Origin of the sequence: Rhizobium sp. NFACC06-2, from assembly GCF_900101425.1 — a bacterium.
Classification (GTDB): Bacteria; Pseudomonadota; Alphaproteobacteria; order Rhizobiales; family Rhizobiaceae; genus Agrobacterium; species Agrobacterium leguminum.
On record NZ_FMVA01000013.1, the window covers coordinates 25,130 to 51,551 of the forward strand.

A 26,422-nucleotide genomic window follows, 5' to 3' on the forward strand; every position below is an offset into this window, starting at 1 on the left:
GCTCTTATAGGACACTCTCGTCATGAAATATAACACACTTGGAAATACCGGCCTCTTCGTCTCGGAGCTCTGCCTCGGCACGATGACATTCGGCGGTAAAGGGGTATGGTCCAATATGGGCAATGTCCAGCAGGACGACGCTCAGGGCCTGATCGCCCGCGCGCTCGACCATGGCATCAACTTCATCGACACAGCCGATATCTACTCCGGCGGCGTAGCAGAAGAGATCGTCGGTCAGTCGCTGAGAAACCTCGGTATCCGACGGGAGGACGTTGTCATCGCAACCAAGGTCTGCGGTCCGATGGGCCAGGGCCCGAACGATGCCGGCAATTCACGCGGTCACATCTTCGATAGCGTCAAGGCCAGTCTGAAACGGCTACAGGCGGATTACATCGATCTGTATCAGCTCCATAACGTCGATAGCGTCACGCCGATCGAGGAAAGCCTCGCGGCATTGGATGCCCTGGTCCGGCAGGGTCTGGTTCGTTATGTCGGCGTGTCGAACTGGTCGGCTTGGCAGATGGCGAGGGCGCTGGGCCACAGCGAACGGCTCCAGATCGCGAAGATCGCTACCTCCCAGAACTACTATACGCTTGCAGGTCGCGATATCGAGCGGGAAATCGTGCCGCTCATCAAGGCAGAGAAACTTGGTCTTCTGGTTTGGAGCCCTCTGGCCGGCGGGCTGCTCAGCGGCAAGTTCGGCCGCGACAAGCAGGGCGAGGAAGGTAGCCGCCGGACTATTTTCGATTTCCCTCCGGTCGCTATGGATCGAGCTTACGACGTGATTGACGTGATGGAGCGCATTGGCGCCGACAAAGGCGTCAGCGTCGCAAGGATTGCGCTGGCGTGGCTGCTGCATCAACCGCACGTCACAAGCGTCATCATTGGGGCGAAGACCGTTGCGCAGCTCGATGACAGCGTGGGGGCGTCAGAGATCACGCTCAGCGCTAGTGAGCTCGCCGAGCTGGACACGATCAGCAAAATCAATCCCGAGTATCCGGCATGGATGCAGCGAACGCGAGAGGTTGCAGCAAAGCCGCCCCTCAGTGAACCGATCAATATCAATGCATAGGCTCGGATCCGGATCCGTCCCCTCCGGATCCTCGAGAGGTCGCCTCCCCCAGGCGACCTTGCGTCCGCCGAAGACGTCCCCCGAACAATGCGTCTTCGGCGGACCATTTCGCCCCAAAGAAACGAAAGGACTGACGATGACGAAATCGTGGACACTCGATGATATGTCGCCTCAAAACAGCCGGACGATCCTGATCACAGGAACCGGCGGTCTGGGCTTCGAAGACGCGCTCGCGCTGGCTCGATCCGGCGCCGACGTTATCATCGCAGGACGCAATCCGACGAAGGGTGCCGACGCTATCAGGCGCATCAAGGAAAAGGTGCCCAACGCATCGGTCACTCTGGAGATAGTCGATCTCGGCAACCTCGCGTCGATCGAGGCACTTGCGAAAAGACTGAAAGAAACCCGCGACCATATCGACGTTCTCATCAACAACGCCGGCGTGATGACGCCGCCGACGCGTCAGACGACGAAGGATGGTTTCGAACTTCAATTCGGCACCAACTATCTCGGCCACTTCGCCTTGACCGGCCACTTGCTGCCGCTGCTCAAGCTTGGACAAGCCCCACGCGTCGTCACGCTTTCCAGCATTGCTGTTCGAAGCGCAAGCGCGGCAATCAATTTCGACGACCTGCAAGCGGAGCGTGGCTATAAGCCCATGCCTGTTTACACTCAGTCGAAACTGGCGTGCCTGATGTTTGCGTTCGAACTGCAACGGCGGAGCGAAGAAGCGGGTTGGGGTATTACCAGTATCGCTGCCCACCCAGGCGTATCGCGCACCGATCTCCTTCACAACGGCCCTGGTCGACGCAGCGTTCAAGGCTTCCTCAGGTCGTTCATGTGGTTTCTGTTCCAGCCAGTCGCACAAGGCGCGCTGCCGACCTTGTTCGCGGCCACATCCCCAGAAGCCCGAGGGGGCGGCTATTACGGTCCCGACAGGCTCAGTGAGACTCGTGGACATCCAACGGAAGCACAAATTCCGCGCCAGGCGCTGGAAAAGCATGTGGCACACAACCTGTGGGAAATCTCGGAACGACTCACGGGTATTTCGTTCAACGCCCAGGCTCTCGCTCCAGAGCTTTCTGGTCCGGGCGCGACAACGATCGCACGGGAGGCGTGAGAGATGGACCCGCTCGGAAATCTTGTCGAATGGATTGCGATATACGGCATATTCGGTCTCTTCGCGATCGGGCTGGCGGAGCGCTTCCTGCCTGCCCTGCCCTCCTATGGCGTTCTCGTTGCCATAGGTATCGCGGCCGACGATCTTTGGTCCCTCCACACCGCTGTCATCGCGACGACGCTCGGGAGTTTTATGGGCGCTCTCGGTCTCTATTTTCTCGTGCGTGTTATCGGGAGAAAGAGGTCCGCAACGCTTCTCTACGCGGCCGGCAGATGGGTGGGTCTATCGCAACCTCGTATCGACTGGACACTGTCCTCCCTGCGCGACCGGGAACAAGCGCTGACGGTCCTGTCGCAACTCATTCCCACGGTTCGGCTGATCGCGCCTGTGGCAGCGGGGCTTTTGGGCACAAGTACGCTGCGGTTCGTCGCTGGCGTAGCAGCCGGCATAGTCTTGTGGAACGGCTTGTTCATCGCAGCAGGTCATCTCGCTGTTTTGGCCATTCCCGGTATCAATTCATCCGCGCTCGCGTTGAAGATACTCATCCTGCTCGTTGTCGCAGAGGGGCTTGTGGCCCTGGTATGGCGGCTTCAGCGACGATATGCGATGCGCGTTAATCCGGGAGCCGGTGAGCGATGACGAACAGGACAGCTGATGCCTTTTTGTTTTTTCGGGCGTGGCTTTCCGCGCCCCTTCGCGTCGCCTCGGTTACGCCATCGGGACGCGCGTTGTCTTCACTCATGACGACCGAGATCTCTGCGGACACAGGCACAGTCATTGAACTGGGTCCGGGAACAGGCGTTTTTACCGAAGCATTGCTTAATCGAGGTGTCGCTGAGGAAAATCTCGTACTGGTCGAGTACGGTGCTGAATTTGCCAACCAACTTAACGATCGCTTCCCAGCCGCTAAAACCGTCCGGATGGATGCTGCACAGTTGCGCAAATTACCGCTTCACGCCTCGGCGCCTGTAGGTGCGGTCGTGAGCGGCCTTCCTCTTCTATCGATGCCATTGCGCAAAGTGCATGCTATCCTGGAGGGGGCATTCTCCCATCTTCGTCCAGGCGGAGCATTCTACCAATTCACCTACGGCCCGAGATGCCCGATCGCCAGACCCTTGCTCGACCGTCTGGGCCTGAAGGCGACGTATATCGGGTGGACCTTCGCCAATATTCCACCCGCGGCCGTCTACCGGATCAGCCGACGACGACCGCGAAGCGCTCGAACGCACCCATCGGAATCTGTTGTTTGATGGCATCAAAACCGGTCTTAATGAGAGCCGACTCGATCTAGATGGCCCTCATTGTTCCGGTTGCGACAGTCGAGCCTCGGACATCGCACTATGGCCGAAGGCTCCCGATAGCGCATGACAAGCTCAATGTTGAGAAACAAATGCAGCAAGCATTTTCCATCGTTCTGCTCACCGCTGTCTCGACGGTCTGCCTTTCGTTGCTGATCTTCCACGCATTGACGCGGGTTCCGTCATGGCCGCTGGCCGCATCGGAAGCATCCGACGTGATTGCCTTGTTACGCGAGGCAAATCTTTCTGGCTCGGCCGTGATTTATGATCTTGGGTGTGGATGGGGCTCACTTCTGATCGCACTCAACAAGGCTTTCTCCGACGCGCAGGTGAAGGGGGTGGAGGTCTCGCCTTTCCCGTGCTTCGTGGCCTGGATCCGGACGAGACATCTCCGCAACGTTTCGATTATGAGAAAAAACTTCTATGCCTGCGACGTGGCGGATGCGGATGCGGTGACATGTCATCTCATGCCCGGTGCGATGTCTCGCTTATCGGAATTCCTGGACAAGACCGTGCACCCCGGCACCGCTGTCGTCACGGTGACGTTCTGGTTCCGAGATAGGTCACCTAAAGCGACAAAGGATGGTCCTGGTCTGCGCGGGGCTGTGGCCCTGTACGTCTGGCCAGCGACTTCTACACCACGCCACGCGGGATAAACTCCCTATGCGCGGGCTCCGCGACAATCAGGGGCGGGCATCGCTCGATACGACAAGAAGCCTACGATGCAGGGCGAGGCGGCGAAGCTGCCAAAGGATCAGCCTCGGAGCATCAGGCACAAAATTTGAGGTTTTTGACATTTTAGGGCGAGCCCTCTCGCCGTAGTTTTTCTCCGCATACGGAAAAAGGAGGGCAATATGCCGAATTCGAAAATCAGAAAATTCTCGTTGGCAGTCATGCTAACGGCAGGAGTGACAGGGTTACAGGTCGCTTCGGCTTCCGCTCAGGCTTCGTCGCCAAACGAGATCGAGGGCGTTTGGGAAACAGAGGAAGGCAATTTCAAGTTTGAAGTATTCGACGCTGGCGGCACCTTTGCTGCGCGTGTCATTTATGGCGATCGGCTCATGGAAGCGGACCGTAAGACCTTCAAGAAGGACATCCACAATCCCGATCCGAAGCTACGAGGCCGTTCTCTCGAGGGCATCACTTTCCTCACCGATCTGAAATGGGATCCACAGGATCGCCGTTGGGAAGAGGGGAAATTCTACGACGGATCGTCGGGGCGCACCTATTCAGGGCAGGCAGAGATACAAGACGGGGCGCTCGAACTGAGAGGCTATGCGGGGATCCCGCTCCTCGGACGGACGATGGTTCTGTATCGCTCCCAATGACGGCTTTTTCCAGAAATTGCCGCCGCTTCCACGGTCTTGCTGCGAACTGGAGCGCGGGATTGCTTGCGGCGGTAAGTTGGCTGAGCGGCGTTATATTCGCCGCCTACATCATTGCCTTTTTCGGCGGTACCCTTGTTGGCGGCGAGGCCTATCGATGGAACGAGGCGTTGCCCGACTTATACGATCCGGCCTCGCCCCTGTCGACGAGCGCCATCGGCGCCCATTTCGTGGCCGGCAGTATCCTCGTTCTGCTGGGTCCTGTTCAACTGATCGGCAGGCTGCGGCAAAGAATCCCCTGGCTTCACAGGTGGATCGGGCGGATTTACGTGGTTTCGGCCGCCGCAGCCGGCGTGGGAGGTTTGGCTTTCATCGTTGGACAAGGCACCATCGGCGGCCCTCTGATGGATGTCGGGTTCGGCCTCTACGGCGCTCTCATGGTGCTGAGTGCAACCATGTCCTATCTCCACGCGCGGTCGGGCCGTTACCATTCACACCGTGCCTGGGCGATCCGGCTGTTTGCACTCACCATCGGCTCCTGGCTCTATCGTATAGAATATGGTGCCTGGTTTTTGCTGTCACGTCTCTTCGGCTCCCTGGCGGAATTCGGGGACTGGTTCGACGCCATCATGGTTTTCTTTTTCTACGTCCCAAACTTGATTGCCGCGGAATTCGTCATCCGTGCCGGTCGGAAAAATCGCACAGCGAGCGCCAACCTCTCAGTATCGGTCTTTTTCGTGGCCGCAAGCACTTTCATCGCCTTCGTCACGCTGATGTTCACCACTCACACGTGGGGTCCCAAAATCGCAAGTGGCATAACGCCGTAGCCGTCGAGGATTAGGCAGGTTTTTTGTCGGATCGGGTATGTCCGCGCAAGCGCGCACGATCCAAACTACCTTTGTCAAAGGGATGTAGTCCATGTCTTATACGCTTTCGGTCAATGGCCGGACCCATGATGTTGACGAGGATGGCGAAACTCCGCTTCTGTGGGTGCTTCGCGATCACCTGTCGTTGACGGGGACAAAATACGGGTGCGGCGCAGCTCAGTGCGGCGCCTGCACCGTCCATCTCGACGGGAGGCCGGCTCGATCCTGTTCGATCCCATTGCGGTCGGCTGTCTCGGCACAGATCTCCACGATCGAAGGCGTTGACGGCGTGGAAGCAGCAGCTCTCCGTGATGCCTGGGTTGAGCGCGATGTACCGCAATGTGGCTTTTGCCAATCCGGTCAGATCATGAGCGCGGTTGCGCTGTTACGAGTGAACAAGCGACCGACGGATGAGGACATCGATATTGCGATGAGCGGTAACCTCTGTCGCTGTGCCACCTACACTCGAATTCGCGCGGCCATCCACGATGCGGCGGCAAGGCTCGGTGCGCCGACATGACTCGACCCCCGCCCAAAAAGGGAAGATGGCGTCGCCGGCTAAAGCTCGCGATTGCCTCGATATTCGGAGTGATCGTTGTCGCAGCGGCGGCAGGCCTCGTCTACGCTCTTTATCCGCGTACCATGCCGCAGACACAAACAATCGAGGCCAGACTGCAGCCCGCAGAACTTGATCGGTTGCGTCAGGTGGCAGACTTCGATGGGATTGCTGACGCAACCGCAAGGTCTGTTGCGTTGTTCGAAGAAGCAGGCCGTGTGATCGAGCATCCGCGCTGCATGAACTGCCATCCGCGCACGGATCGCCCCACCCAGACAGAGGCGATGCGCCCGCATACGCCCTGGGCTACACGTGGCGCCGACGGCGGCGGGGTCCCGACGCTTCGTTGCTCAACCTGCCATCAGTCCGAAAATTTCGAGGCGTCCGGTGTGCCCGGAAACCCCAAGTGGAGGCTCGCGCCGATCGAGATGGCCTGGCAGGGCCAGACGCTCGGGAACATCTGCAGGCAGCTCCTGGATCCGGCACGTTCGCATATGACGCGCGAAGAATTGCTTCATCATATGGCGCAAGACGAACTGGTGGGCTGGGCCTGGCATCCGGGCGCAAACCGCAAGCCCGCCCCCGGCACTCAGGAAGCCTTCGGGTCATTGATCAAGGCCTGGCTCGATACGGGTGCAGCATGCCCCCAGTGAGCTCGGTTCAAGTGAGAGCAAGGATGGCAACAGGAGAATGTCCGTGACCGACGCCCCAGACAGGAAGCCACGATTTAGGTTGACCCGTCGACGCTTGATTTTGGGTGGATCCCTGATCGGCGGCGCTCTCGTGGTAGGCTACGCCGCAACCCATCCAATGCAGGCTGTCGGCGCCATCCTGCAAGGTGGCGGCGACGACCCGGAGCCGAGCGCTTTCGGACCATTTATCCGCATTTCCGATGACGGCTGGGTGACGATCGTCAACAAGCAGCAGGAACTTGGCCAAGGCATCCACGCAGGGCTCGCCGCGATCGTCGCGGAAGAACTCGACGCGGACTGGGACAAGGTGCGGGTCATCGATGCGCGCAGCAACGTCCGCGCCTACGGCGTACAAATGACTGCCGGTTCAAATTCAATCGCCTCGAACTGGGATCTGATGCGCAACGCAGGGGCTGGTGCGCGCGCTATGTTCGTAGAAGCTGCAGCCGCTCGCTGGGGTGTACAAGCCAGTGACATCGTCGTCCGCGATAGTGTTGTGTCCCACCCCGGCTCCGACCGAACCGCGACCTTCGTCGAGTTCCTGGCCGACGCCGCCCGGCAGACCCCACCCGAGACGCCGCTCCTGAAACGCCGGCAAGACTATCGGTTAATCGGCACCGAGCGCGTTCGCCGAAAGGACAGTCTGCCGAAGAGCACAGGCGCCCAGGTCTACACACAGGATATCCAGCGTCCGGACTTACTGGTCGCAATGGTCGCTCATAGTCCCCGCTTCGGCGGAAAGCTTTTGCGCTTCGATGCATCCGACGCCCTGGAAGTAAAGGGCGTGAGGCAAGTGTTCGCCATTGAGACGGGTGTCGCCGTCCTTGCGGAGACGACGTTTGCCGCCAAGCGGGGCCGCGACGCGCTGCGTATCGAATGGGACGACAGCGAAGCCGAGATGCGTTCGTCTCCCGACCTCGTGGCGTATTTCCGCGACATCGCAGCCGGTCGTACCGATGTGGAGCCCGGCAGTTTTCAATCAACGGGCCTGTCGCCGGAAGCGCCGTTCGATGGCGATGTCGTCGAGTTTGCATTCGATTTTCCCTATCTGGCACATGCGCCGATGGAAACGCTCGATTGCGTCGCCAGGGTCGATGGCTGGGATGTTGCAATTACATCGGGCGCTCATCTGGTAACGGTCGATCAGGTTCAGGCAGCACTGACCGCTCGGACCGTTCCGGGCCGGGTCGATATCGAGGTGATCCCTGCCGGCGGTTCGTTCGGCCGCCGCGGTGGAATGAGCTCCGACTATGTCGTCGAATGTGTGCGGATCGCAAAGCGGGTCGAGGGTCGTCCGGTCAAGCTGATCTGGAGCCGCGAGGACGACATGAGGTTGGGCTACTTCCGACCAATGTCGCATCATCGGGTATGGGTCCAGGTTGGTTCGGACGGGTTCCCGGAGCGTTGGCGCTTCCATTCGGTTTGCCAGAACCTGCTTCCCCTAGGCCCGAATTTTACGGCGACCGAGGGTATCGCGGACTCGCCTAATCTATCCACCGCGACAACTGTTGATGGCAGAATCTTCACGCCATCTTTTCCAGTCACTGTCGGGTTTTGGCGATCGGTCGGCAATTCGCATACCGCCATGGTGATGGAGCACATCGTGGATCAGCTGGCGCGCAAGGCGGATAGGGACCCAGTCTCATACCGTCGTTTTCTATATCAGAAGGCTGGCGATACGCGTCGGCTGGCGGTCCTCGACGAACTTTACGCCAGGGCCGGCTGGGACACACCGCTCGAAGCCGGGTGGGCTCGGGGCATGGCAGTCCACCAGGCGTTCGGAACGATTGTTGGCCAGGTTGCCGAAGTTCGGCTGCTTGATGGCCGACCGATCGTGCGTCGCGTTGTGGCTGTCGTCGATTGCGGCATCGCGGTTGCGCCGGACCAGATTGCTGCTCAAATGGAAGGTGGTATCGGTTTTGGCCTGTCCGCCGCGCTGTATGGCAAGATTACTCTCAAGGAGGGAATCGTCCAAGAAACGAATTTTGACCGGTATCAGATCTTGCGAATGAACGAGATGCCGGCTGTCGAAACCTACATCATCGCGTCTGACAACAAGCCGACGGGAATGGGCGAACCTGGAGTGGCGCCAATCGCGCCGGCCGTTGCCAACGCTATGCTCGCTTTATCGGGTACGCCGACACAGCGCTTACCATTCGTTAATGGCGCAAGGAACGCCGGTTTTTCGATTTTCCGATCGGGAACAAAACCTTCGGGAGACTAGCCGCGGCCCCGCGCAATACCGGTATTGCGAAGTGCAGCTAATCAGTCCGCGCGATATTTGTGGGCTAATCCTCCCGGCTAGCCTGATTTACGTTGAAAGGTATATGCGGTTTCGGCAACGGCCGGAACGGATGACGCCAAAATTGTTGCAACCCAACAGGAGACGAAATCCAGATGTCAGACACGCACGATAGGCAGTTTCTTGAGATCACCCGGCGACAGGTTTTAGAGGCCGGAACGATTGTCTCGGTATCCGGGCTCCTGCCTGCGGCAGCGCAGGCCCAAGCGCCCCGTCCGCAGCTGGTACCGGAAAGCGGCGCGACAGTTAAGGTCAGCTTCCATGTCAACGGCCAACCGAGTGCACTCGAAATTGATGCGCGAGCATCTCTGCTGGATATGTTGCGAGAGCGACTGGGCCTGGTCGGCGCTAAAAAGGGATGCGACCACGGTCAGTGCGGCGCCTGCACTGTCCACATAGACGGGCGTCGCGTGGCCTCCTGCCTGACGCTTGCGGCCAAAGTCGATGGCCGTAACGTTACCACCATTGAAGGAATCGGTAGCGCGGACGCTCTCCATCCTATGCAGCAAGCATTCATCGATCATGACGCGCTGCAGTGCGGCTACTGCACACCTGGCCAGATCATGGCAGCGATTGCTTGTGTCAAGGAGGGACACGCGTCTACGCCCGACGAAATCCGGGAATATATGAGCGGCAACATCTGTCGATGCGGAGCCTATGTCGGCATCGTTGCCGCGATCGAGCAGGCAGCTCCTCAGATCGAGCGAGGCTGAACCATGAGATCATTATCCTACGTGAACGCCAAAACTGTTGACGAAGCCATCCAAGCATTTGCTGCGGCAGGCGAAGGTGCGCGCTACATCGCCGGTGGTACCACGCTCTATGATCTGATGAAGCTTGGTGTCGAACGTCCCGCACATCTGGTCGATATCGCCTCTCTGGAGGGAGCCAGCCGGATTGATACAAACGGCGACGTTCTGTTTTTCGGCGCAGGGGCACTGATGGCGGATGTTGCCGAACATGCCGTCGTCCGACGTGAGTACCCCGTCCTGGCAGAGAGCCTTTCGAAAGCCGCCTCTCAGCAGCTCCGCAACATGGCGACGGTTGGCGGCAACCTGATGCAGCGCACCCGTTGTCCTTATTTCAGAAACGGAGCAATCGGCGCTTATCCCTGTAACAAGCGAGACCCCGGCTCCGGATGCGCAGCGATCGGCGGGCTCGATCGAAGCCAGGCCGTGCTTGGCATCAGTGACGCCTGCACGGCCGTGTCACCGGGTGACTGGCCCGTCGCGTTAACAGCGATGGACGCGACGGTGGAGATCCAAGGTCCGGCGGGGCCACGATCAGTTCCGATCGCCGAATTTTACCGGTTGCCTGGCGATACGCCCCATCTCGAATTCGCGATCGAAACCGGCGACATCGTCACCGGGATATCAGTTCCGAAGACGGAGGCCGGCCGAAACTCGACCTACCTCAAAGTGCGTGATCGCGAATCCTATGCTTTTGCCCTCGCCTCGGCAGCCGTGGCGCTGGCCATGGATGGGGAGCATGTTCGGCACGCGCATATCGCGCTTGGCGGCGTTGCCACCCGGCCATGGCGGGCACGCGAAGCGGAGGCCGTTTTGAACGGTCGAACGATTGACAGGGATACCGCGTTGGCTGCCGGCAGAGCGGCGTTCGCCGATGCCCAAGCCGGCGAACACAACGCATTCAAGATCGAACTCGGTGCTCGCACCCTTGCCGACGCCATCATGACAGCTGGAAGGAAGATGCAATGACGCAGGAACGGACTGCTGACCGCCCCCGGGTCGATGCTCATGAAAAAGTGCTGGGTCGGCCACTATACGCGGCAGATCAGCCAATCACCGGTCTGCTGCATGCGATGACGGTTCCCGCAACAATCGCCAGGGGGCGTATTGAGGCAATCGAAGTAACTGCCGCGACGAATGTTCGGGGCGTCGTTCGCGTTTTCACGCATGAAGATTTCTCGCAGATCAAGACCACACCCGCGACACGCGGCGCCTATGGCCGACCTGGTAAAGGTTATCAGCCGATGACAAGTCCGGTTGTCCGCCATCGCGGAGAGCCGGTCGCCCTTGTCGTCGCGGAGACGCTTGAAGCGGCAATCGAGGGTGCGGAAGCCGTCAAGGTGCGTTATGCCGAAGAGGCGTTCAGCGTGGCGATGGAAGACGACCGGGCGGCCCGCGAGCCAGAGCCCGAAAGCCAGCTGTCTTCCGGTGATGCGGAGGCAGCTTTCGCATCCGCCAATCATCGCGTCGATGTCGAGTATCTACATCCCCAACAGCATCACAATCCTATTGAACTCATTTCGACGACCGCTGCATTCGAGGACGGTCAGCTCAGAATTTATGAAGGAACCCAGGCTGCGGCGGCGTTTGCCGGCGGCTTGGCGGGGATGATGGGTCTTGAACCAACGCGCCTGCGTGGTGTGAGCCCTTACACGGGAGGAGGCTTTGGACAGAAGAACGGCATTCAAGAGCAGAGTGTGCTCGTCGCAAGTGCCGCTTCCTTGCTTGGCCGTCCCGTGAAGCTTGTGATGCCCCGCGCTCACTTGTTCCATACGGCATCTTATCGGCCCCGTAGCCGTCACCGGGTTCGGCTTGGGGCAGACGAACAAGGGCGTCTGCTGGCCGGGCTTTACGAAACTGTGCAGCAGAACAGCCGCTATGACGGATTCGGTTGCGAGCACGGCGCCAATCCACCGCGCATGTACGGATATGGCGCCTGGCAGGGCCGTGACCATATCGTCCGAGTTGATACCCAGACACCCGGCCACCAGCGCGCCCCTCATGAGCATCCCTCAAGCTATGCTACCGAATGTGCGATTGACGAGCTCGCCGAGGTTATCGGAATGGATCCCGTCGAGCTCCGCATCCGCAATGATGCGCAAAACGACCTGATCACTGGCAAACCATTTTCGTCCCGCCATCTTGTGGACTGTCTGAGACGCGGGGCTGAATTGATCGACTGGGGCCGACGAGCCCGTGAAGCAGGCTCTTTAGTGGCAGAGAATGGCGATCGGATCGGGTTCGGTGTTGCCTGTGGAAGCTACAAAGGATCGATGACGGCGGCCGTCACGACACTTCGTCTCTCGGCAAGCGGACGATGTGAGATCTCGACGTCCGGCCATGAGATGGGACAGGGCATCCGTAGCGTCATCGCCGCGGAGCTAATCGAAATTCTCGGTCTGGATCCATCCAAGCTCGATATCCGCATCGGAGATACTGGACATGCGCCGCAGCATATAACGGCGGGCTCATGGGGGACAGGAAGCGTTGCGCCGGCAGCGCGAAGCGCCGCCATGAAACTTCGCGAAGAGCTTAGCGTTCTAACCGGCGCGCCATTGTCCGAAGAACCGGTCCATGTCCAGCTTGCCCGGACCCGCCGCCCCTTTTTGGAGGTCACGGTCAACACGATCCCGCTCGGCAAGGACGCACAGGTGATCGAACAATTGCGCAGAGGCATTCCTTCCACCACGGGCCCGGAGTATCCGGAGTTTATGGCCTTCAGCTGGATCGCCCATTTTGCCGAAGTTCACGTTGAGACGTCGACCGGGCGTGTACGCGTCAAACGCGTCGTTAGCGTTGCCGACTGCGGTCGGGTCATGAACCGGCGCACGGCCGAAAGCCAGGTCAGGGGCGGTGTGGTCTGGGGTATTGGCGCGGCTTTGCGCGAGGCGGGTGAAACAGACCCCCGCTTCGGCGGTGTGCTCAATAACGATCTCGCCGAATATGTCGTACCGGTCAACGCCGACATAGGCGCGATCGATGTCGATTTCATCGATCGTCCGGACTTCAAGCTCAATCCGTCAGGCGTGAAGGGTCTGGGAGAAGTCGCCATGGTCGGAGCGGCCGCAGCCGTCGTCAATGCCGTCTACAACGCCACCGGCAGACGGGTGCGGCATCTACCCATCAGGATTGAAGACCTGCTTTAAGGCAGGTCTTAACGGCAAGGCACGGAAGAAGGAGAAAGGGCACACGATGCCCTTTCCGATGCGCAGTCAAGCGTGGGAAGAGATGCACGACCTTACAGATTTCGGAACGCGCGCCTATCTCATCCCTCATCGACTAATGGTGCGGATTGGCTGCAGTACCGCCTCTTCCAGGGCCGACATCCGGATTGGATCGGCAACGGCGTAGGCGGGGTCAGCGATCATCTCGACGAAGGCTGCCCGTTTTGGGTAGCGTACCAGCGCCACCGCGTCCCAGGATTGACCGGGTTCGGCGCAGAGCGCGGTCGCGCCATCACCGGTGAACACGATTTCCGCGCCGTACCGGGCGACGATCGGGCCGGCCATGGCGAGGTAGTCGAGATATCGCTGGCGCCCTCCGTCTTTCTTGAACCGAAGCAAGTTGAGCATCACGACGGGCTGTTCGTCATCTTCGGCAAGAAACCGGTCAATATCAGCGGCGGTGACTTTGATCATGATAAATCTCCAGCGAAAGGGGCCTAAGCCTCGTAATCGTCCTCAAGATTATGCTATCGCTGCTACACGCTCCATAATGGAAGCCCCGGAATACTTTATCTGAAGCCCTAGAATGGATCCTTTCCTCGATCTTATCGGACTGCTGCGGCCGCGCGCTGCGCTTCTGGGTCGCGGGATCGACGCCGCCGGCGACTGGGGCCTGAGCTTTCCAGCGCTGGGAGACCTGTTGTTTTTCTGGATCGAAGACGGCGCTTGCCAATTGATACGACCTGATTGTGATCCGGTGTCGCTGGAAAAAGGCGACTTTGTGTTGCTGCGGACAGCGGTTTCCTTCACGCTGACCTCCAGTCAGGAAGTAGAACCGTTGGACAGCGTCATGGCGGTGGCCGCCAAACATGAGGGGCGGTTGAAGCTGGGCTCCGGTCAGGAAAGACCCATCTCGCTTCACATGGGGAAATTTCTGTTCTCGAGAGCCAACCAGGATCTCCTGACAGGGCTTCTCCCGTCCATCGTTCAGATTCCCTCTCGTTCGCCTAAACTCGACCGGCTTCACAATCTGCTCACTCTGATGGAATCCGAAGGCCGCGATCCTGGACCGGCCAGCGAGTTCATAATCATTCGGCTTGTCGAGCTGGCGCTGGTCGAAATTCTCAGGATGTCTACATCAAACCTTCGCCAACAATCTATTGATCCCTTGAGCAGCGGTCTACTCGCCGGCCTTCGAGATCCGGTCACGACCAAAGCAATTCGTGCCATGCACGAAAACGTCAGCCACGAATGGACTGTCGAGTCTCTGGCGAGGCTTTGCGGTGTCTCGCGGTCCGCCTTTGCCACACGCTTTCGAGCCGTCGTCGGGATCGGTCCGATCGCGTATCTTTTGCGGTGGCGCATGGCGCTGGCCAAAAAAGCGCTTAAGTCCGGCACGACAAGAATCGAGGAGATCGCCTTTTCAATTGGCTATAAGTCAGCAAGTGCATTCAGCACCGCCTTCACTCACGCCGTCGGCTGCTCGCCAAGCCGTTTCGCGGAAAGAGCCACCCGCTCCGAGGAAGGGAGCAGTCGCGGAACCGTTAACGTCTTGCGTTGCCTTTAGTCTTGTTTTCCATGCGATGATCGATGCCGCTAGTGATAGTGTCCCAGCCGGCTAGCGCAATTTCCGCCACAGCATGCAGCTCGGCGCGATCGGCTCCGTCGCGGGCGCGAATTGCCATGCCGCTTTGAACCGTTTGCACGAACCTCGCCAGTTTGGTCGTGTCCGCCGTCGCCCTTAGATCACCGTCGTTCTTCGCTCGATCGAAGCGCGCTTTCAGAATATCGAAACCGCCTGCACGCGTCTCTCGCATGAGTTCGCCCAGCTCGGAGTGTCCTTCGCTGCCAACGGTAGCGAGCGTTGCCATGCAGCCATGCGGAAGATCGAGATCTCCACCGGTCATGGCGGTCGCGGAATCCTGGAGGAATGCGAGAGCTGCCTCTCTCGCACTCGAAGCAGCCCTAAAGCGGGTCCAGACCAACCCTTCGTAGGTCGTGTAATAATACTTGAGCGCTTCCGCATAGAGCGCATCCTTCGAACTGAAAGCCGCATAAAGGCTCTTCGTTCCGATCCCCATTGCCTCCGTCAGGTCGGCGATTGAGGTCGCCTCGTATCCCTTGATCCAGAATAACCGGGTTGCCGTGGCAAGTGCAGCCTGACGGTCGAACTCCCGCGGCCGGCCTCGTGAGGGGCGGGCTGACTGTGAGCTGGCTGGCGGTATCGAAACATCATTTTGCATTGACCACTGCATAAATCAGTTGACGACAGATTGCAATGCCTTTACCGATTTGTGCATCGATCACTGCATAAAAGGAAAAATCATGGATCTGCATGGGAAACGCGCGCTTGTGAATGGCGGTTCGAGGGGAATAGGGGCGGCGATTGCGACCGCCCTTGCCGAGAGGGGGGCCGACGTTGCATTCACCTATCACCGCTCGGCGGAACGGGCTGCATCAGTTGTCAAGACGATCGAGCAGAAAGGCCGGCGCGGGCTGGCCATACAGGCCGACAGTGCCGACCCGGGCGCCATCAATCGCGCCGTCGACCAGACGGTCGGTACGCTCGGAGGGCTCGATATTCTCGTCAACAGCGCGGGTATTGGAACCGCCGGCATGAGCGCGGATCTGGCACTCGCCGACTTGCAGGCCATGCTTGATGTGAACGTTCGTGCGCCCTTCCTCTTTGCTAAGGCAGCAATTCCTCATCTCTCATCGGGGGGCCGGATCATCTCTATCGGCTCTTCGCTCGCAGAGCGTGTGCCTTTTCCGGGTGTGACAGCATACGCGATGTCGAAATCGGCGCTTCTGTCGTTTACGCGCGGCCTCTCGCGCGAATTGGGGCCTCAAGGTATTACCGTCAATCTTGTTCTTCCTGGTTCCACAGACACTGAAATGAACCCTGCCAACGGCGAGAATGCTGACTACCAGCGGAGCCTCACATCGCTTGGACGATTTGGCGAGCCCGCAGAAGTTGCGAGCGCAGTCGCTTTCCTGGCTGGTCCCGCCGCAAGTTTGATAACGGGCGCGGTTCTCAACGTGGACGCCGGGTTCAACGCCTGATCCGGTTGAGAAGAAGACACAGGGTCGAAGGAGAAAGTAGCCTCCGGCCCCTCAATCGAAGGGACCGGCGCGGCTCTTAATTGCGTAGGAAGGTACGCGCTGGCTATCAATGCCGCGATCGCAGCGATCCTATTTCAATCCGGCATCGTCGATAGAGCGAACGAAGGACATTGCAGGCTTCTGCTCCTTTCTTTCGCGGCTAAGTTCACAGGCGGTTTGGATCGGACGAGCGGGGCCGGCTTCGGCAGAGCATTAGGCAAATTTTTCGGGAGATTAGGCATGGTTTTTCAGGCCGATCCCGTGTCAACGTCCTGTAAAAACTTTGTCGGATCTGGAGCCACTCCCGTCAAAGCCCTTGTTTTATATCGGCCTTCGCCGAAGGCTTCTCGTCAGGAGGTAATGATGACGCGGTATTGGTCGGATGCTCGGCAGGTCAATGTCTCCGATGACCTGGAGCGGCAACAAGCTATCGGACGGTTCCATGATCAATAAGGTTCTTAAGCGTTTATTGAGCATTGGATCCCACAAGTGTGTTGAGTTGAGAGGAAAGGGTCGCGCCGAGATAAACGGAAGCGTAATGGGAACCGGAACCATCGTCGTAGGTGAAGGGTGGAAGGGCCTCATCGCTGAGCCGACACAGCTTGTAATCAAAGGGAACGGTCAACTCATTCTAAATGGCCAGTTTACCCTTCATTCGGGCGGCACGATCGGCATACAAAGTGGCGCCAAACTCACGCTCGGGAGCGGGTTCGCCAATCGCCATTCGTGGATCTCATGTGGCTCCGAAATCACCATGGGTGACGAGGTTTTCATCGCCGACCAGGTGATCATCCGCGACTGGGATGGTCATACTATGGTTGGCAGGCCGGATAAGGCGCCCATCAGGATCGGCAACCATGTCTGGATCGGAATGCGAGCCGTTATTCTCAAGGGTGTGACGATTGGCGACGGAGCCGTTGTTGCGGCTGGTGCCATTGTCACGAAGGATGTTCCTCCCGGCGCTGTGGTCGCCGGCAACCCGGCCAAAGTCGTTAAAGAGGGCGTTCAGTGGGTTGCCTGATCGCGTCGTTCCCCCACAGTACAGTTAACAAGGGCAGCCAATGAAGGCCGCAGTTTACCAATCCCCGTCACTCCCGAAGTCCTGCGCTAAATCGACGTTGCGCCAGAAAAGGCTACAATGGATCAGTTCGGCTTCTTGACCAAAACCATTGCTCGCCACTGCCCGGAAGATGGCGCCTATGCATCTGATATTCCCGGCGTGACGCTAATCCGGTCTTCAATGCCGACCACGCCAATGCCAGCACTTTACGAGCCCACGCTCTGCCTCGTTGCTCAAGGCCAAAAGCGTGCAGTACTCGGCGATGCGGCCTTTACATACGATCCATCGACCTACCTGATTGCATCGGTCGAGTTGCCGGTGATGGCATCAGTTATCGATGCAGTTCCGGAACGGCCTTATCTTTGCTTACAGTTGCATTTGGACACTTTTACCATAGCTAAACTCGCGATGCGCTTCCCGGCTTCGAGCGTAGAGCCCGCCAGACCATTCACCGGACTTGCAGTTTGCCGCACCACCCCAGCGGTAGTCGATGCCGCACTTCGTCTCGTGGGTCTGCTCGACACCCCGGAAGACATCGACGCGCTCGCGCCTTCTACCATGCGCGAAATCTTCTATCGGCTATTGGGCGCTGAGAGCGGCGCAATTCTTCGGCAGATGGCCCGCGCGGACAGTCGCCTGAATCAGATTGCTCGAGTGATCTCGTGGATTCGGACGCATTTTCGTGAGAATTTCTCAATTGAGCAGGCCGCGGCGGAGATCGCCGGAATAAGCCGGTCGACTTTCCACGCGCATTTCAAAGCGGTCACGGCCATGAGCCCGCTTGAATTCCGCACTCAGCTCAGGATGCAGGAGGCACAGCGCCTGATGGTCAGCAACAAGATGGACGCGACCAGCGCGGGCTTTAAAGTCGGTTATGGCAGCCCATCGCAATTCAGTCGCGACTACGTGCGCATCTTTGGGCTTCCACCGGCGCGTCACGCCCGCCGACTGCGGAACTCCGCCTGAGGTGCTCTGCCTTTAGGACGCTCTGTGCGTTTCGGCGTGGAATATTGGACCCATCTCAATCGGTGGCCGGGTCACGCAGTTCCCTGGCCGCCCATTAAAGGCAAACAATTTCGTCAAGTTTTCGCAAAACCCTCTCTGGAGAGCAACCATGTCCACCAACCCTATTGATATCGCCATCACTTTCTTCGGTCACTGGAGTGCAAATCGCATTGAGGACGCCCTTGCGATGCTGTCGGACGACGTCCTCTATGACAACGTGCCGCTGCCCGACATCATAGGGAGAGACAACGTTCGCAAATTCCATGAGGACTTCGGAGTTGGAACCGCCTTCAGGGTAGACTGGGCTGTGACCAACATCGCGGCATCGGGGAATGTTGTTCTCAACGAGCGGATCGATGTGTTCACCCATGAACGTGGCGCGACGATCACATTGCCGGTCATGGGTACGATCACCGTGGAGAATGGGGAAATCACTGTCTGGCGCGACTATTTCGATCTGGCCGACTTCGAGAGGCAGGTCTCACTTCTCAAAAGATAGCCAGTTCGCAAGCCCGCCGCCGCGGAGCCGCGGCGGCGCTGTTCTCGCCGGCATGCCGCGCTCGAAGCCAAGGTGCTTTGTTGACCGACGGAGCCGTACCTGGCTTCCCGGCCCTCGCCCCGGCAGATCCGTGGCTCCTGTAACAGGGATATTGATAGAAATGACCCGGGGTTTCTGGGAACTCGCCGCGCTAGAGCGGTTTCCTTTCACTCTAAGCGGAGAACAATCATGATCTCACCCTACACGATCAACATCCCTGACGAACGGCTCGCCACGATCAGAGCCAAGGTCGAGGCTTATGACTGGAGCCAGCTACCGGATGCGGGAGGCTGGTCGGCTGGGGTCGGGGTTGATGACCTAAAGAGGCTAACCGCTTACTGGCGGGACAGCTATAACTGGCGTGCGGTCGAACGGCGACTTAACGCACTTCCCAACTTCATGGCCGACGTGGAAGGCGAGCACATCCACTTCGTTCATGTGAAAGGCGACGGCTCCAAACCGCCCGTCCTGCTTCTCCACGGCTGGCCAGGCTCGTATCTCGAGTTCGAGCGGCTCTTGGAACCGCTCGCAGCGGACGGGCACGATGTTGTCGTTCCTTCGCTTCCTGGCTTCGCGTTCTCAACCCCGATCACGGGCCCGATCGGCCCGCGGCGGGCTGCTGCGCTCGTGCATGGGCTGATGATCCAACTGTTCGGCGACGCGCGGTATTTCATTCAAGGGGGCGATTGGGGCCACGCCCTCGCGGTCTGGGCAGCGCATGATCGACCGGACGCTCTGCTCGGCATCCATATCAACATGATGACCGTTCGTGCGGAGGATGCCGCTCCGACGACCGACCAGGAGAAGTCCTTCGCCGCCAAGCGGGCCGCGATCGCCGATCAGGAGAGCGCCTACTTTCACGAGCAGGCGACCCGTCCGCAGACGCTTGGCGTCGCAATGGCCGACAGCCCGATCGGAGCAGCGGGCTGGATACTCGAAAAGTTCGGCAAGTGGTCCGATCTTCCGACAACCGCCGACGGCGACCCGGACATCTGGAGCAAGTTTTCGGAGGAGGAACTCCTCACCAACATCATGCTCTACATCGCATCCACATCGTTCGTGACTGCAACCTGGATCTACTACGGCAGCCGGCTTGAGGGGTCGCGGATGCTTCTGGCCGGCACCCGCATCCAGGTGCCGACCGGTTTTGCGGCCTTCCCCGATCCGGTGTTCTTGCCGCCGCCGCGCTCGCTCGCGGAGAAGACCTACAATATCGTGCATTGGACCGACATGCCGCGGGGCGGGCATTTTGCCGCGCTGGAAGAGCCGGAACTGATGCTGGCCGACCTGCGCGCCTTTATCGCGACGGTGTCGGGAGCGCGCGCCTGAAGGTGAAAGTAGCTCCCCCCTCAATCGGGCGGTATTCGGCCTGGCTCTTGGTCCCGGCCAGGACGTTAGGCGCCCCCACACACAATACAGTTAACAAGGAAAGCCAATGAAAGCCGCAGTTTACCAATCACCCGGCGCTCCTGAAGTCCTGCGCTACATCGACGTTGCGGATCCGACTTGCTCCACGGACGGTGTCTTGATCAAGATCGAGGCAGTCTCCATCGAGGGGGGAGATCTCATCAACAGGGCCTCGTCGCCTCCGCCCGATCCAGGCGGGATCGTCGGATACGCAGCCGCAGGCGAAGTCATCGCTGTCGGCTCTGATGTGCGTGATCGTTTCGTCGGACAGAAAGTTACGTCGTTCGACATGCACGGGTCGCATGCGGCGCTGCGCGCGGTCGCTGCGAGCAGAACCTGGGTCATACCTGACGGTTTGAGCGTGGATGCTGCAGCCGCATTGCCCATCTCCTTCGGTACTGCACACCATTGTCTATTCCCGCGCGGACAGTTAGCCGAACGCGAAACTGTGTTCGTCCAGGGCGGCGCGGGCGGCGTGGGCGCGGCTGCTATTCAACTGGCGAGCAGGAACGGGGCAGAGGTGATCGCAACCGTTTCCGGAGGAGAGCGGATTGCAAAATTGAAGGATATCGGCCTGACCCATGCGATTGACCATCGTCAGACCAACGTCCACGATACGCTTATGCACCTAACGGATAGTCGGGGTGTTGACCTTGTCATTGATCCTATAGGCTCGACTTTACGGACCTCGCTCTCGGTATTGCGGCCGGGCGGACGCCTCGTGTTTGTCGGAAATGCTGGACGTTCATCTCTTGAAGTCGATCTGTGGCCAGCTTTGCAAGCAAACCAGACTCTGATCGGTGTTTTCATGGGAACGGAGCTCGACAAGCCAGACGTTCACGCATCCGTCGCCCACATGCTGAAGAGAGCCGCAGCAGGTGAACTTGAGGTGCTTATCGATCGTACGTTCTCTCTTGCAAATGTGGCGGACGCACATGCCTATGCCGAGAACAACTCGGTCCTCGGGCGGGTGATCCTTCGCCCTTAAAGAGGCCGACACAGCGAAACCACGCTGCGCGGCTGTTGTAACCAACGGACATGCACATTCCGTGACGTTATTTGAAGGCCCGATCAGCCCAGAGCAAGCCAGCAGTGCGATAACCAGAGAGCAGAACATCCAAAGGAATCAATCAAATGCTTGTTTCGGGTAACTCACGGGTCCCTCTGCTGTTACAGTCATCCTCCCGGTCTCCGGAACAAGACACGATCCGGGAAGCGCACGAAGGAAAAGCGAGTGGGAACGTCCTCACTGTCTCTCTTGATTCGCGGCACAGTTCGAAGCTCGCGGAAGCCCTCTGGTCTATGGAGAGCAACGACGTTGTATTGGACCAAAAGCCCAATCGCACCGCTGTGAGCAAGGACCAGAAACCCGATGCTGCGGACGAGTTCCTCAAAGTGTCCAACATGACGCCAGCTGAGCGTGTCCGTTATTTCTTCCTGAAAGATCGCGAGCTTAATGAAGACAAGCTGGCCGCGATGAGCCAGAAGGATCGAGACGCGATCGAACAACAAATCAAAGACCTTATCCTTCAACAACTCGGATTGGAAAACGAGGACGGCAAGCCCGACGATGCTCCCCAGCCCGCGCCAGAGGGCGATCCGGTACCCGTGGATGCGACGCGATAAGGCCTGGTCAGGTTGAGTCGCAGCAGGGCGATTACCGAAGGTTCGAGACCTGAATGCAGCGCTGGACATGGGTGGTCGATAGTAAGTCCGCTATCGTGACCAGCCGAATTGAGCTCTTCGGCCGGGTTGCTCGATCGAGAAAGGCACCTTCCTCAGATCACGAAATCGAACCGTCCAAACTTTCCGTCACGGGTTTGCTTGATCTTCAGGAGGAGTGCCTCGTCGAACAACCGGTCCCCGGCATTCCTGGCCTCTCCGGGAAAATAGAGCTGCGTGGTCAGGAGGCGTCCTCCCGGGCGCTGGACTTTGAAATGAAAATGGCGTGTTCGGCCGGGATAAAGCGCCGGTGTGATGGTGTTGAACCACCAGCGTCCTTGAGCGTCGGTGAACTGGTGTCCGCGCAGGCGAAAGCCCACGCTGTCATAGTCGCCTTTCTCATCGGCGTGCCAGATCTCGATGAGACTACCGGCTAGAGGCCGACAGCGTTTGTCGAAGACGAATCCCGCGACGGTGATCCGCTCGCCATTGGGCGCGTCGGGATATAGATCCCGCTCGAGCGGCGAGTTCGGCCTGAAAAAGGGACCCGCTTCCCGTTCGATGGTCAGTTCCTCTTCATCGTCACATGCTGGCGTCAGCGGCAGTTCGGGAGCGGCTTGCGCAAACGCCCTCGTTCTCGCCACGTCGATAAGGGGCAGCGTCAGAAAGGCCGTCAGAAGCGAACGTCTGGTGGAAGGCAAGGCGGATCTCCCAGTGAATGTTCCATCGTGATGGCGGGTTAACTGACGCGCCGTTACCGCAGGCGCTGTGCGGCATTCGCCTGTGCTTCCCGGATCAGGCCGGAATACATCTTTTCTTTGCCCGGGTACCACGGCATCGTCCCGATGGAGCCGAAGCCAGGAATGGTTTCCATATGCGCAACCATGCGGGCGCGCATGCGCTCGTCCGGAAGTGGGCCTGTCATCGCCTGGACATTGTCGCTCATGTGATCGGGGTTGGACGTGCCGCAGAGCACGGTACTGACGGCGGGATGCGCAATAACCCATTTCAGGAAGAACTGCGCCCAACTCGTCGCGCCGAACTCTTGCGCAAAGGCGGGGAGCGGCTGCCCCTCGACGACCTTCATCAGACGGGCCTTTTCGAGCGGCAGATTGATCAGGACACCGACACCCTTGTCAGCGGCGGCTGGAAGGAGGCGTCGCTCCGCATCGCGATTGAAGATCGAGTAGTTCGTCTGAATGAAATCGACATCGTCGCGTTGAACAATCGCCAGCAGCTGGTCCTGTGCCGCCGACTCGTGATGGGTCACGCCGACATTCCGTATAAGACCTTCCTTCTTCCATGCCTTCATCAGCGGAATAACGACCGGCGCATTGGTGATGCTGTGGCATTGCATCAGGTTGATCGTGTCACGCCATGTCCGCATGCGTGACTGCCGAAAGCTTTCAACGGCATGGCTTTCGTCTCCGAGATATTCTCCCGTCGACCATACCTTGTTGGCAAGGAATATCTCGTCGGATCGTTCAAATTCTCCCATGAACTGGCCGACGCTGACTTCCGCCGACCCGTAGAGCGGCGATGTGTCGACCACGCGACCGCCTGCGGCAACGTAGCGTTCGAAGACCTGTCGCAGGGCATCGCGGCGATCCCCGGGCTTTAGATCAAATGTCAGAAAGGTGCCGAGACCGAGGGCTGTGACCCGTTCCCCGGTGCGAGGCAAGGTCCGGGTCAGCACCGCCGGGTTCGAGGCAGATGCGGCCGACGACACGCTCGTGCCTTGAGCCTGCGCGGTAGTGCTGCTAGCGAGTGCAAGTCCGGTTGCCGCCGCACCCACCGTGCCGAGAAAGCCGCGACGATTGATCTTTGACTGATCCATGGGAGATTTCCTGCTCGATTGTTGTTGACGTCAAAACTGCCAGTTGGCGGGGACCCAGGCATAGCCGCCATCGGTCTTCAGCATCCGGCCAAGACCGGGGAAAGGATAATGAAAGCCAAGAACCGGCATGCGCTCGGCCGCTGCCCGGTCAAAGATGCGCCGGCGGGAGGAAAGGGCGGTTTCCTTGTCGCGGTCCGGGCCTGGGAGCCATGGCTTGTCGACGTTGACGACAGGGTGATAGGCAAGGTCTGCCGTCAGCAGCAACTGGTCGTTCCCGGAATGGACGAGGAAAGTCGCCATGCCTGGCGTGTGGCCGGCTGCAACGATTGTCGTCAGGCCAGGGACAATCTCGGCGCCGGCTTCATAGAGTTCGACATCATTCGTGAACGGCTGAAGGCTGTTCTTGATGTTTGCTGCAAAGCGTTGGCGGAACTCCTCAGGCACCGGCATGTAGGAGAGATCGGGGTCAGTACGAACGAAGAAATCCCAGTCCGCCTTCGGGACGAAGACAATGGCACGGGGGAAGGCCTTGCCACCGTCTGCAGTTCTTAAGTTGCCGACATGGTCGGGGTGGGTGTGCGAGATGACGATGGCGTCGATGTCCGCGGCCCCAAGACCGATTGCCGCGAGGTTATCGAAGATTCGGCCCCCATTCGGGCCCATGGTCTTGCCCGCGCCGGCCTCGATCAGAATCCGCCGGCCGCCGGTTTCGATCAGCAGCGTGTTGAGATTGAGCGTCATGTGGTCGGTCGGCAAGAATGCTTGGCGCAGCACCTCCTGAAGCTCGGCCTCCGGGGCGTCGCCCGCATAGACGCGAGGCGGGCCACCAATTACGCCGTCGCTCAACACAGTGGCGCTGATCTCTCCAACGCGGAAGCGATAATGCCCCACATTGCCAGCCATCGGGGCCGCAGCCTGGGCATTGGCTAGACCGGAGCCGCTCAGACTTGGGATTAGCATGCTTGATGCCCCCGCGACAGCGGAGAGCATGATGGCGCGTCGGTTGAGAGTGAAAGCCTTCATCGGTCTTCTTCCCTTGTTCTTGATCGGGCGCGCTGCGTCGCCTCTTCTTTGCTCGAACATAGGCAACGAGAGGAGTTCGGCAGAACGCAACACTTGAGTTCGACCGATAATGACATGTGACTATTGTTCTGATAACCTGCGTTAAAATGATCAGCTTGATTAGAAAAACTGCGCAATGGATCCTATTCGTTTAGACAGCTTTGACGTTTTCGTTGCCATCGTGCGCTGTGGTGGTTTCCGCGCTGCTGCCCTAGAGCGCGGCGTTTCGTCGTCGGCTTTGAGCCAAACGATGAATACCCTAGAGGAAACCCTTGGGATCCGACTCCTTAATCGAACGACGCGGAGCGTCTTCCCTACAGAGGCTGGTCAACGCCTCCTCGAACGCTTGGCACCGGCCTTGAGCGACATCAGGCTCGCGATCGCAGAGGTCGACGAGTTGCGTGATAGTCCATCCGGAACTCTCAGGATCAACGCGCCGGCACCAGCCGTCGACCATTTTCTCTGCCCTCTCGTATTGGACTTTATGGATGCCTATCGGGAGGTGAAGATCGAGATCATCAGCGATGCGGCCGTCATCGATATCGTGGAACAGGGTTTCGATGCCGGCGTCAGGTTCGGTAAGCAGCTGGCGCAGGACATGATTGCGCTTCCGCTTGGACCCGCACTTCGTTATGCAATCGTCGCTTCACCCGACTACATCGCGAGCAGCGGGCAGCCGCAAACGCCCCACGAACTCATCAATCACGAGTGTGTGCGGCGTCGTTTCCCAGGGGGCACGTTGGTCACTTGGCGGTTCAAAGAGCGCGGCGAAGATATCGAAGTTACGCCTACGGGCCGCCTGACCGTCAGCTCTGCTCACAACGAACTGCAGGCTGCATTGGCGGGCAAGGGAATAGCCCATGTCTTTGATGACTACGCCAAACCATATGTTCAAATCGGGCGGCTGGTGGAGCTTCTGGCGGACTGGAGCCCCACCCTGCCACACTGGTTTCTATACTACCCTAGCCGCCGTCTTCCGAGCGCGGCAATGCGGGCGTTTCTCGATTATATGAGGAGTTACGACTGGCAGCCCAACGACATATAGTCGTTAGCGTCAGGCCCTTGCGCGCCTCATTTGACGCGCTGCCATTCGATCCTTATTTCGGTCCCTTCCGGCCTACGGAACTGTTCAGTCATGCGGTCACCGGTCACGACAAGCGTGAGGTCATCGCGCGTTCGCACGCTGCCGACCCAGTTCGGAAAAGTCGCGCCTTCAACACGGTTTCCGCTGAATTCGCCTTTCTCATCGACGGTGTAGGTTCCGAAAAACCCGATACTGCGCGACATGGCCATGCGGTTTTCATCGTCCGTACCCTCTCCGCGAGCATTGGAGGCAAACCTCGGGACGTCGGCGTCGGTCAGAACTTCCACGAAATGCATGTCGGGAGTGAAGACCAGAAGACCGTTGGGCTTCTCTCCATAAGCGGCAATATTTTGCCCGCCGGGATCGATCGTCGCCGACATCATGCGCCAGGTTCCGACAATCTGATTTTCTGTAGCGGTCTGCGCGAAAGCGGAAGATGAGATGCTAAAGGCGAGAGCCAATACAGCTGATCGGATAAACATGTTGTTTCCTTTCCTGTTCACGAGGTCTTTGTTCGCAGA

The 26,422-nt window shown here is 59.0% G+C and carries 28 protein-coding genes; 22 read left to right on the top strand and 6 right to left on the bottom strand.

The window, feature by feature from the left end; genetic code table 11:
• Positions 1-22: 22 nt before the first annotated feature.
• The 13 genes from F3H58_RS20080 (at position 23) to F3H58_RS20140 (ending at position 13,126) form a co-directional block, all read left to right on the top strand.
• Positions 23-1,072: an aldo/keto reductase gene (locus tag F3H58_RS20080; protein WP_149743476.1), complete on the top strand. Its 1,050-nt coding sequence runs from the start codon at positions 23-25 to the stop codon at positions 1,070-1,072.
• A gap of 136 nt (positions 1,073-1,208) precedes the next feature.
• Positions 1,209-2,192, top strand: coding sequence for an SDR family oxidoreductase (locus tag F3H58_RS20085; protein ID WP_149743477.1), 984 nt, complete (start codon positions 1,209-1,211; stop codon positions 2,190-2,192).
• Positions 2,193-2,195: 3 nt separating this feature from the next.
• On the top strand, positions 2,196-2,831 hold the full coding sequence (locus F3H58_RS20090; RefSeq protein ID WP_149743478.1) for a DedA family protein: 636 nt from the start codon (positions 2,196-2,198) through the stop codon (positions 2,829-2,831).
• Positions 2,828-3,442, top strand: coding sequence for a class I SAM-dependent methyltransferase (locus F3H58_RS20095; RefSeq protein WP_149743479.1), 615 nt, complete (start codon positions 2,828-2,830; stop codon positions 3,440-3,442). Before F3H58_RS20090 ends, F3H58_RS20095 begins: the two co-directional genes overlap by 4 nt.
• A gap of 140 nt (positions 3,443-3,582) precedes the next feature.
• Positions 3,583-4,146, top strand: coding sequence for a class I SAM-dependent methyltransferase (locus tag F3H58_RS20100; protein WP_149743480.1), 564 nt, complete (start codon positions 3,583-3,585; stop codon positions 4,144-4,146).
• Between the two features lie 198 nt (positions 4,147-4,344).
• Positions 4,345-4,818 (top strand): DUF2147 domain-containing protein, encoded by a 474-nt coding sequence (locus F3H58_RS20105; protein ID WP_188128996.1) that lies wholly within the window; start codon positions 4,345-4,347, stop codon positions 4,816-4,818.
• Positions 4,819-4,877: 59 nt separating this feature from the next.
• A complete protein-coding gene (locus tag F3H58_RS20110) occupies positions 4,878-5,642 on the top strand; it encodes a DUF2306 domain-containing protein (RefSeq protein WP_286169838.1) in 765 nt (254 codons plus the stop codon).
• Positions 5,643-5,733: 91 nt separating this feature from the next.
• Entirely contained in the window at positions 5,734-6,201 is a 468-nt protein-coding gene (locus tag F3H58_RS20115) for a (2Fe-2S)-binding protein (RefSeq protein ID WP_149743482.1), read from the top strand.
• Positions 6,198-6,890, top strand: a complete 693-nt coding sequence (locus tag F3H58_RS20120) for an Isoquinoline 1-oxidoreductase subunit (RefSeq protein WP_149743483.1) — start codon at positions 6,198-6,200, stop codon at positions 6,888-6,890. Before F3H58_RS20115 ends, F3H58_RS20120 begins: the two co-directional genes overlap by 4 nt.
• A 43-nt stretch (positions 6,891-6,933) precedes the next feature.
• Positions 6,934-9,153, top strand: a complete 2,220-nt coding sequence (locus F3H58_RS20125; RefSeq protein WP_149743484.1) for a xanthine dehydrogenase family protein molybdopterin-binding subunit — start codon at positions 6,934-6,936, stop codon at positions 9,151-9,153.
• Positions 9,154-9,326: 173 nt separating this feature from the next.
• Entirely contained in the window at positions 9,327-9,944 is a 618-nt protein-coding gene (locus tag F3H58_RS20130; protein ID WP_149743485.1) for a (2Fe-2S)-binding protein, read from the top strand.
• A 3-nt stretch (positions 9,945-9,947) separates the two neighbouring features.
• On the top strand, positions 9,948-10,949 hold the full coding sequence (locus F3H58_RS20135) for an FAD binding domain-containing protein (RefSeq protein WP_149743486.1): 1,002 nt from the start codon (positions 9,948-9,950) through the stop codon (positions 10,947-10,949).
• The gene (locus F3H58_RS20140) at positions 10,946-13,126 is read left to right on the top strand and encodes a xanthine dehydrogenase family protein molybdopterin-binding subunit (RefSeq protein WP_149743487.1); all 2,181 of its coding nucleotides are present in this window, start codon (positions 10,946-10,948) and stop codon (positions 13,124-13,126) included. The genes F3H58_RS20135 and F3H58_RS20140 overlap by 4 nt, the downstream gene beginning before the upstream one ends.
• 126 nt (positions 13,127-13,252) lie before the next feature.
• Here the strand turns inward: F3H58_RS20140 and F3H58_RS20145 are convergent, their stop codons facing one another.
• Positions 13,253-13,618, bottom strand: coding sequence for a DUF1330 domain-containing protein (locus F3H58_RS20145; RefSeq protein ID WP_149743488.1), 366 nt, complete (start codon positions 13,616-13,618; stop codon positions 13,253-13,255).
• 112 nt (positions 13,619-13,730) lie between these two features.
• On the opposite strand from F3H58_RS20145, the gene F3H58_RS20150 reads away from it, so the two are divergent.
• Complete coding sequence (locus F3H58_RS20150) at positions 13,731-14,711, top strand: AraC family transcriptional regulator (RefSeq protein ID WP_149743489.1); 981 nt, start codon at positions 13,731-13,733, stop codon at positions 14,709-14,711.
• Here the strand turns inward: F3H58_RS20150 and F3H58_RS20155 are convergent.
• The gene (locus tag F3H58_RS20155) at positions 14,689-15,387 is read right to left on the bottom strand and encodes a TetR/AcrR family transcriptional regulator (RefSeq protein ID WP_286169839.1); all 699 of its coding nucleotides are present in this window, start codon (positions 15,385-15,387) and stop codon (positions 14,689-14,691) included. The two genes, F3H58_RS20150 and F3H58_RS20155, sit on opposite strands and share 23 nt — an antisense overlap.
• Before the next feature lie 79 nt (positions 15,388-15,466).
• Here F3H58_RS20155 and F3H58_RS20160 point away from each other — a divergent pair, with 79 nt between their 5' ends.
• The 7 genes from F3H58_RS20160 to F3H58_RS20190 all read left to right on the top strand — a co-directional run bounded on the left by F3H58_RS20160 (position 15,467) and on the right by F3H58_RS20190 (position 21,882).
• The gene (locus F3H58_RS20160) at positions 15,467-16,207 is read left to right on the top strand and encodes an SDR family NAD(P)-dependent oxidoreductase (protein ID WP_188129005.1); all 741 of its coding nucleotides are present in this window, start codon (positions 15,467-15,469) and stop codon (positions 16,205-16,207) included.
• Positions 16,208-16,688: 481 nt separating this feature from the next.
• On the top strand, positions 16,689-17,267 hold the full coding sequence (locus F3H58_RS20165) for an acyltransferase (RefSeq protein WP_286169840.1): 579 nt from the start codon (positions 16,689-16,691) through the stop codon (positions 17,265-17,267).
• 117 nt (positions 17,268-17,384) lie between these two features.
• Entirely contained in the window at positions 17,385-18,272 is an 888-nt protein-coding gene (locus F3H58_RS20170) for an AraC family transcriptional regulator (protein WP_149743491.1), read from the top strand.
• 148 nt (positions 18,273-18,420) lie between these two features.
• Positions 18,421-18,810 (top strand): limonene-1,2-epoxide hydrolase family protein, encoded by a 390-nt coding sequence (locus F3H58_RS20175; protein WP_149743492.1) that lies wholly within the window; start codon positions 18,421-18,423, stop codon positions 18,808-18,810.
• A gap of 228 nt (positions 18,811-19,038) precedes the next feature.
• Positions 19,039-20,178 (top strand): epoxide hydrolase family protein, encoded by a 1,140-nt coding sequence (locus F3H58_RS20180; protein ID WP_149743493.1) that lies wholly within the window; start codon positions 19,039-19,041, stop codon positions 20,176-20,178.
• Positions 20,179-20,284: 106 nt separating this feature from the next.
• Positions 20,285-21,244, top strand: a complete 960-nt coding sequence (locus F3H58_RS20185; protein WP_149743494.1) for a quinone oxidoreductase family protein — start codon at positions 20,285-20,287, stop codon at positions 21,242-21,244.
• A gap of 314 nt (positions 21,245-21,558) precedes the next feature.
• Positions 21,559-21,882 carry a hypothetical protein gene (locus F3H58_RS20190; RefSeq protein WP_149743495.1) on the top strand — a complete coding sequence of 108 codons (324 nt, stop codon included), beginning with the start codon at positions 21,559-21,561 and terminating at the stop codon, positions 21,880-21,882.
• 152 nt (positions 21,883-22,034) lie between these two features.
• Here F3H58_RS20190 and F3H58_RS20195 read toward each other — a convergent pair whose 3' ends face one another.
• The 3 genes from F3H58_RS20195 to F3H58_RS20205 are packed head-to-tail and all read right to left on the bottom strand — an operon-like array spanning position 22,035 to position 24,778.
• Positions 22,035-22,619, bottom strand: coding sequence for a dioxygenase family protein (locus F3H58_RS20195; protein WP_149743496.1), 585 nt, complete (start codon positions 22,617-22,619; stop codon positions 22,035-22,037).
• Positions 22,620-22,672: 53 nt separating this feature from the next.
• Complete coding sequence (locus tag F3H58_RS20200; protein ID WP_149743497.1) at positions 22,673-23,755, bottom strand: aldo/keto reductase; 1,083 nt, start codon at positions 23,753-23,755, stop codon at positions 22,673-22,675.
• A 30-nt stretch (positions 23,756-23,785) separates the two neighbouring features.
• Positions 23,786-24,778, bottom strand: coding sequence for an MBL fold metallo-hydrolase (locus F3H58_RS20205; protein ID WP_149743587.1), 993 nt, complete (start codon positions 24,776-24,778; stop codon positions 23,786-23,788).
• A gap of 175 nt (positions 24,779-24,953) precedes the next feature.
• Here F3H58_RS20205 and F3H58_RS20210 point away from each other — a divergent pair, with 175 nt between their 5' ends.
• Positions 24,954-25,862: a LysR family transcriptional regulator gene (locus F3H58_RS20210; RefSeq protein ID WP_149743498.1), complete on the top strand. Its 909-nt coding sequence runs from the start codon at positions 24,954-24,956 to the stop codon at positions 25,860-25,862.
• Between the two features lie 26 nt (positions 25,863-25,888).
• On the opposite strand, the gene F3H58_RS20215 is transcribed toward F3H58_RS20210, so the two are convergent.
• Positions 25,889-26,383, bottom strand: a complete 495-nt coding sequence (locus tag F3H58_RS20215) for a lipocalin-like domain-containing protein (RefSeq protein WP_149743588.1) — start codon at positions 26,381-26,383, stop codon at positions 25,889-25,891.
• Between the last annotated feature and the right edge of the window lie 39 nt (positions 26,384-26,422).

Excerpts from the sequence above, each read along its gene's own strand:
- F3H58_RS20210 (WP_149743498.1), top strand. The coding sequence starts at position 24,954 with ATGGATCCTATTCGTTTAGACAGCTTTGACGTTTTCGTTGCCATCGTG.
- F3H58_RS20145 (WP_149743488.1), bottom strand. The coding sequence starts at position 13,618 with ATGATCAAAGTCACCGCCGCTGATATTGACCGGTTTCTTGCCGAAGAT.
- F3H58_RS20085 (WP_149743477.1), top strand. The coding sequence starts at position 1,209 with ATGACGAAATCGTGGACACTCGATGATATGTCGCCTCAAAACAGCCGG.
- F3H58_RS20185 (WP_149743494.1), top strand. The coding sequence starts at position 20,285 with ATGAAAGCCGCAGTTTACCAATCACCCGGCGCTCCTGAAGTCCTGCGC.
- F3H58_RS20170 (WP_149743491.1), top strand. The coding sequence starts at position 17,385 with ATGGATCAGTTCGGCTTCTTGACCAAAACCATTGCTCGCCACTGCCCG.
- F3H58_RS20130 (WP_149743485.1), top strand. The coding sequence starts at position 9,327 with ATGTCAGACACGCACGATAGGCAGTTTCTTGAGATCACCCGGCGACAG.
- F3H58_RS20140 (WP_149743487.1), top strand. The coding sequence starts at position 10,946 with ATGACGCAGGAACGGACTGCTGACCGCCCCCGGGTCGATGCTCATGAA.
- F3H58_RS20090 (WP_149743478.1), top strand. The coding sequence starts at position 2,196 with ATGGACCCGCTCGGAAATCTTGTCGAATGGATTGCGATATACGGCATA.
- F3H58_RS20175 (WP_149743492.1), top strand. The coding sequence starts at position 18,421 with ATGTCCACCAACCCTATTGATATCGCCATCACTTTCTTCGGTCACTGG.
- F3H58_RS20200 (WP_149743497.1), bottom strand. The coding sequence starts at position 23,755 with ATGGATCAGTCAAAGATCAATCGTCGCGGCTTTCTCGGCACGGTGGGT.
- F3H58_RS20180 (WP_149743493.1), top strand. The coding sequence starts at position 19,039 with ATGATCTCACCCTACACGATCAACATCCCTGACGAACGGCTCGCCACG.
- F3H58_RS20205 (WP_149743587.1), bottom strand. The coding sequence starts at position 24,778 with ATGAAGGCTTTCACTCTCAACCGACGCGCCATCATGCTCTCCGCTGTC.
- F3H58_RS20150 (WP_149743489.1), top strand. The coding sequence starts at position 13,731 with ATGGATCCTTTCCTCGATCTTATCGGACTGCTGCGGCCGCGCGCTGCG.
- F3H58_RS20190 (WP_149743495.1), top strand. The coding sequence starts at position 21,559 with ATGGAGAGCAACGACGTTGTATTGGACCAAAAGCCCAATCGCACCGCT.
- F3H58_RS20155 (WP_286169839.1), bottom strand. The coding sequence starts at position 15,387 with ATGCAAAATGATGTTTCGATACCGCCAGCCAGCTCACAGTCAGCCCGC.
- F3H58_RS20080 (WP_149743476.1), top strand. The coding sequence starts at position 23 with ATGAAATATAACACACTTGGAAATACCGGCCTCTTCGTCTCGGAGCTC.
- F3H58_RS20095 (WP_149743479.1), top strand. The coding sequence starts at position 2,828 with ATGACGAACAGGACAGCTGATGCCTTTTTGTTTTTTCGGGCGTGGCTT.
- F3H58_RS20135 (WP_149743486.1), top strand. The coding sequence starts at position 9,948 with ATGAGATCATTATCCTACGTGAACGCCAAAACTGTTGACGAAGCCATC.
- F3H58_RS20120 (WP_149743483.1), top strand. The coding sequence starts at position 6,198 with ATGACTCGACCCCCGCCCAAAAAGGGAAGATGGCGTCGCCGGCTAAAG.
- F3H58_RS20115 (WP_149743482.1), top strand. The coding sequence starts at position 5,734 with ATGTCTTATACGCTTTCGGTCAATGGCCGGACCCATGATGTTGACGAG.
- F3H58_RS20215 (WP_149743588.1), bottom strand. The coding sequence starts at position 26,383 with ATGTTTATCCGATCAGCTGTATTGGCTCTCGCCTTTAGCATCTCATCT.
- F3H58_RS20165 (WP_286169840.1), top strand. The coding sequence starts at position 16,689 with ATGATCAATAAGGTTCTTAAGCGTTTATTGAGCATTGGATCCCACAAG.
- F3H58_RS20100 (WP_149743480.1), top strand. The coding sequence starts at position 3,583 with ATGCAGCAAGCATTTTCCATCGTTCTGCTCACCGCTGTCTCGACGGTC.
- F3H58_RS20105 (WP_188128996.1), top strand. The coding sequence starts at position 4,345 with ATGCCGAATTCGAAAATCAGAAAATTCTCGTTGGCAGTCATGCTAACG.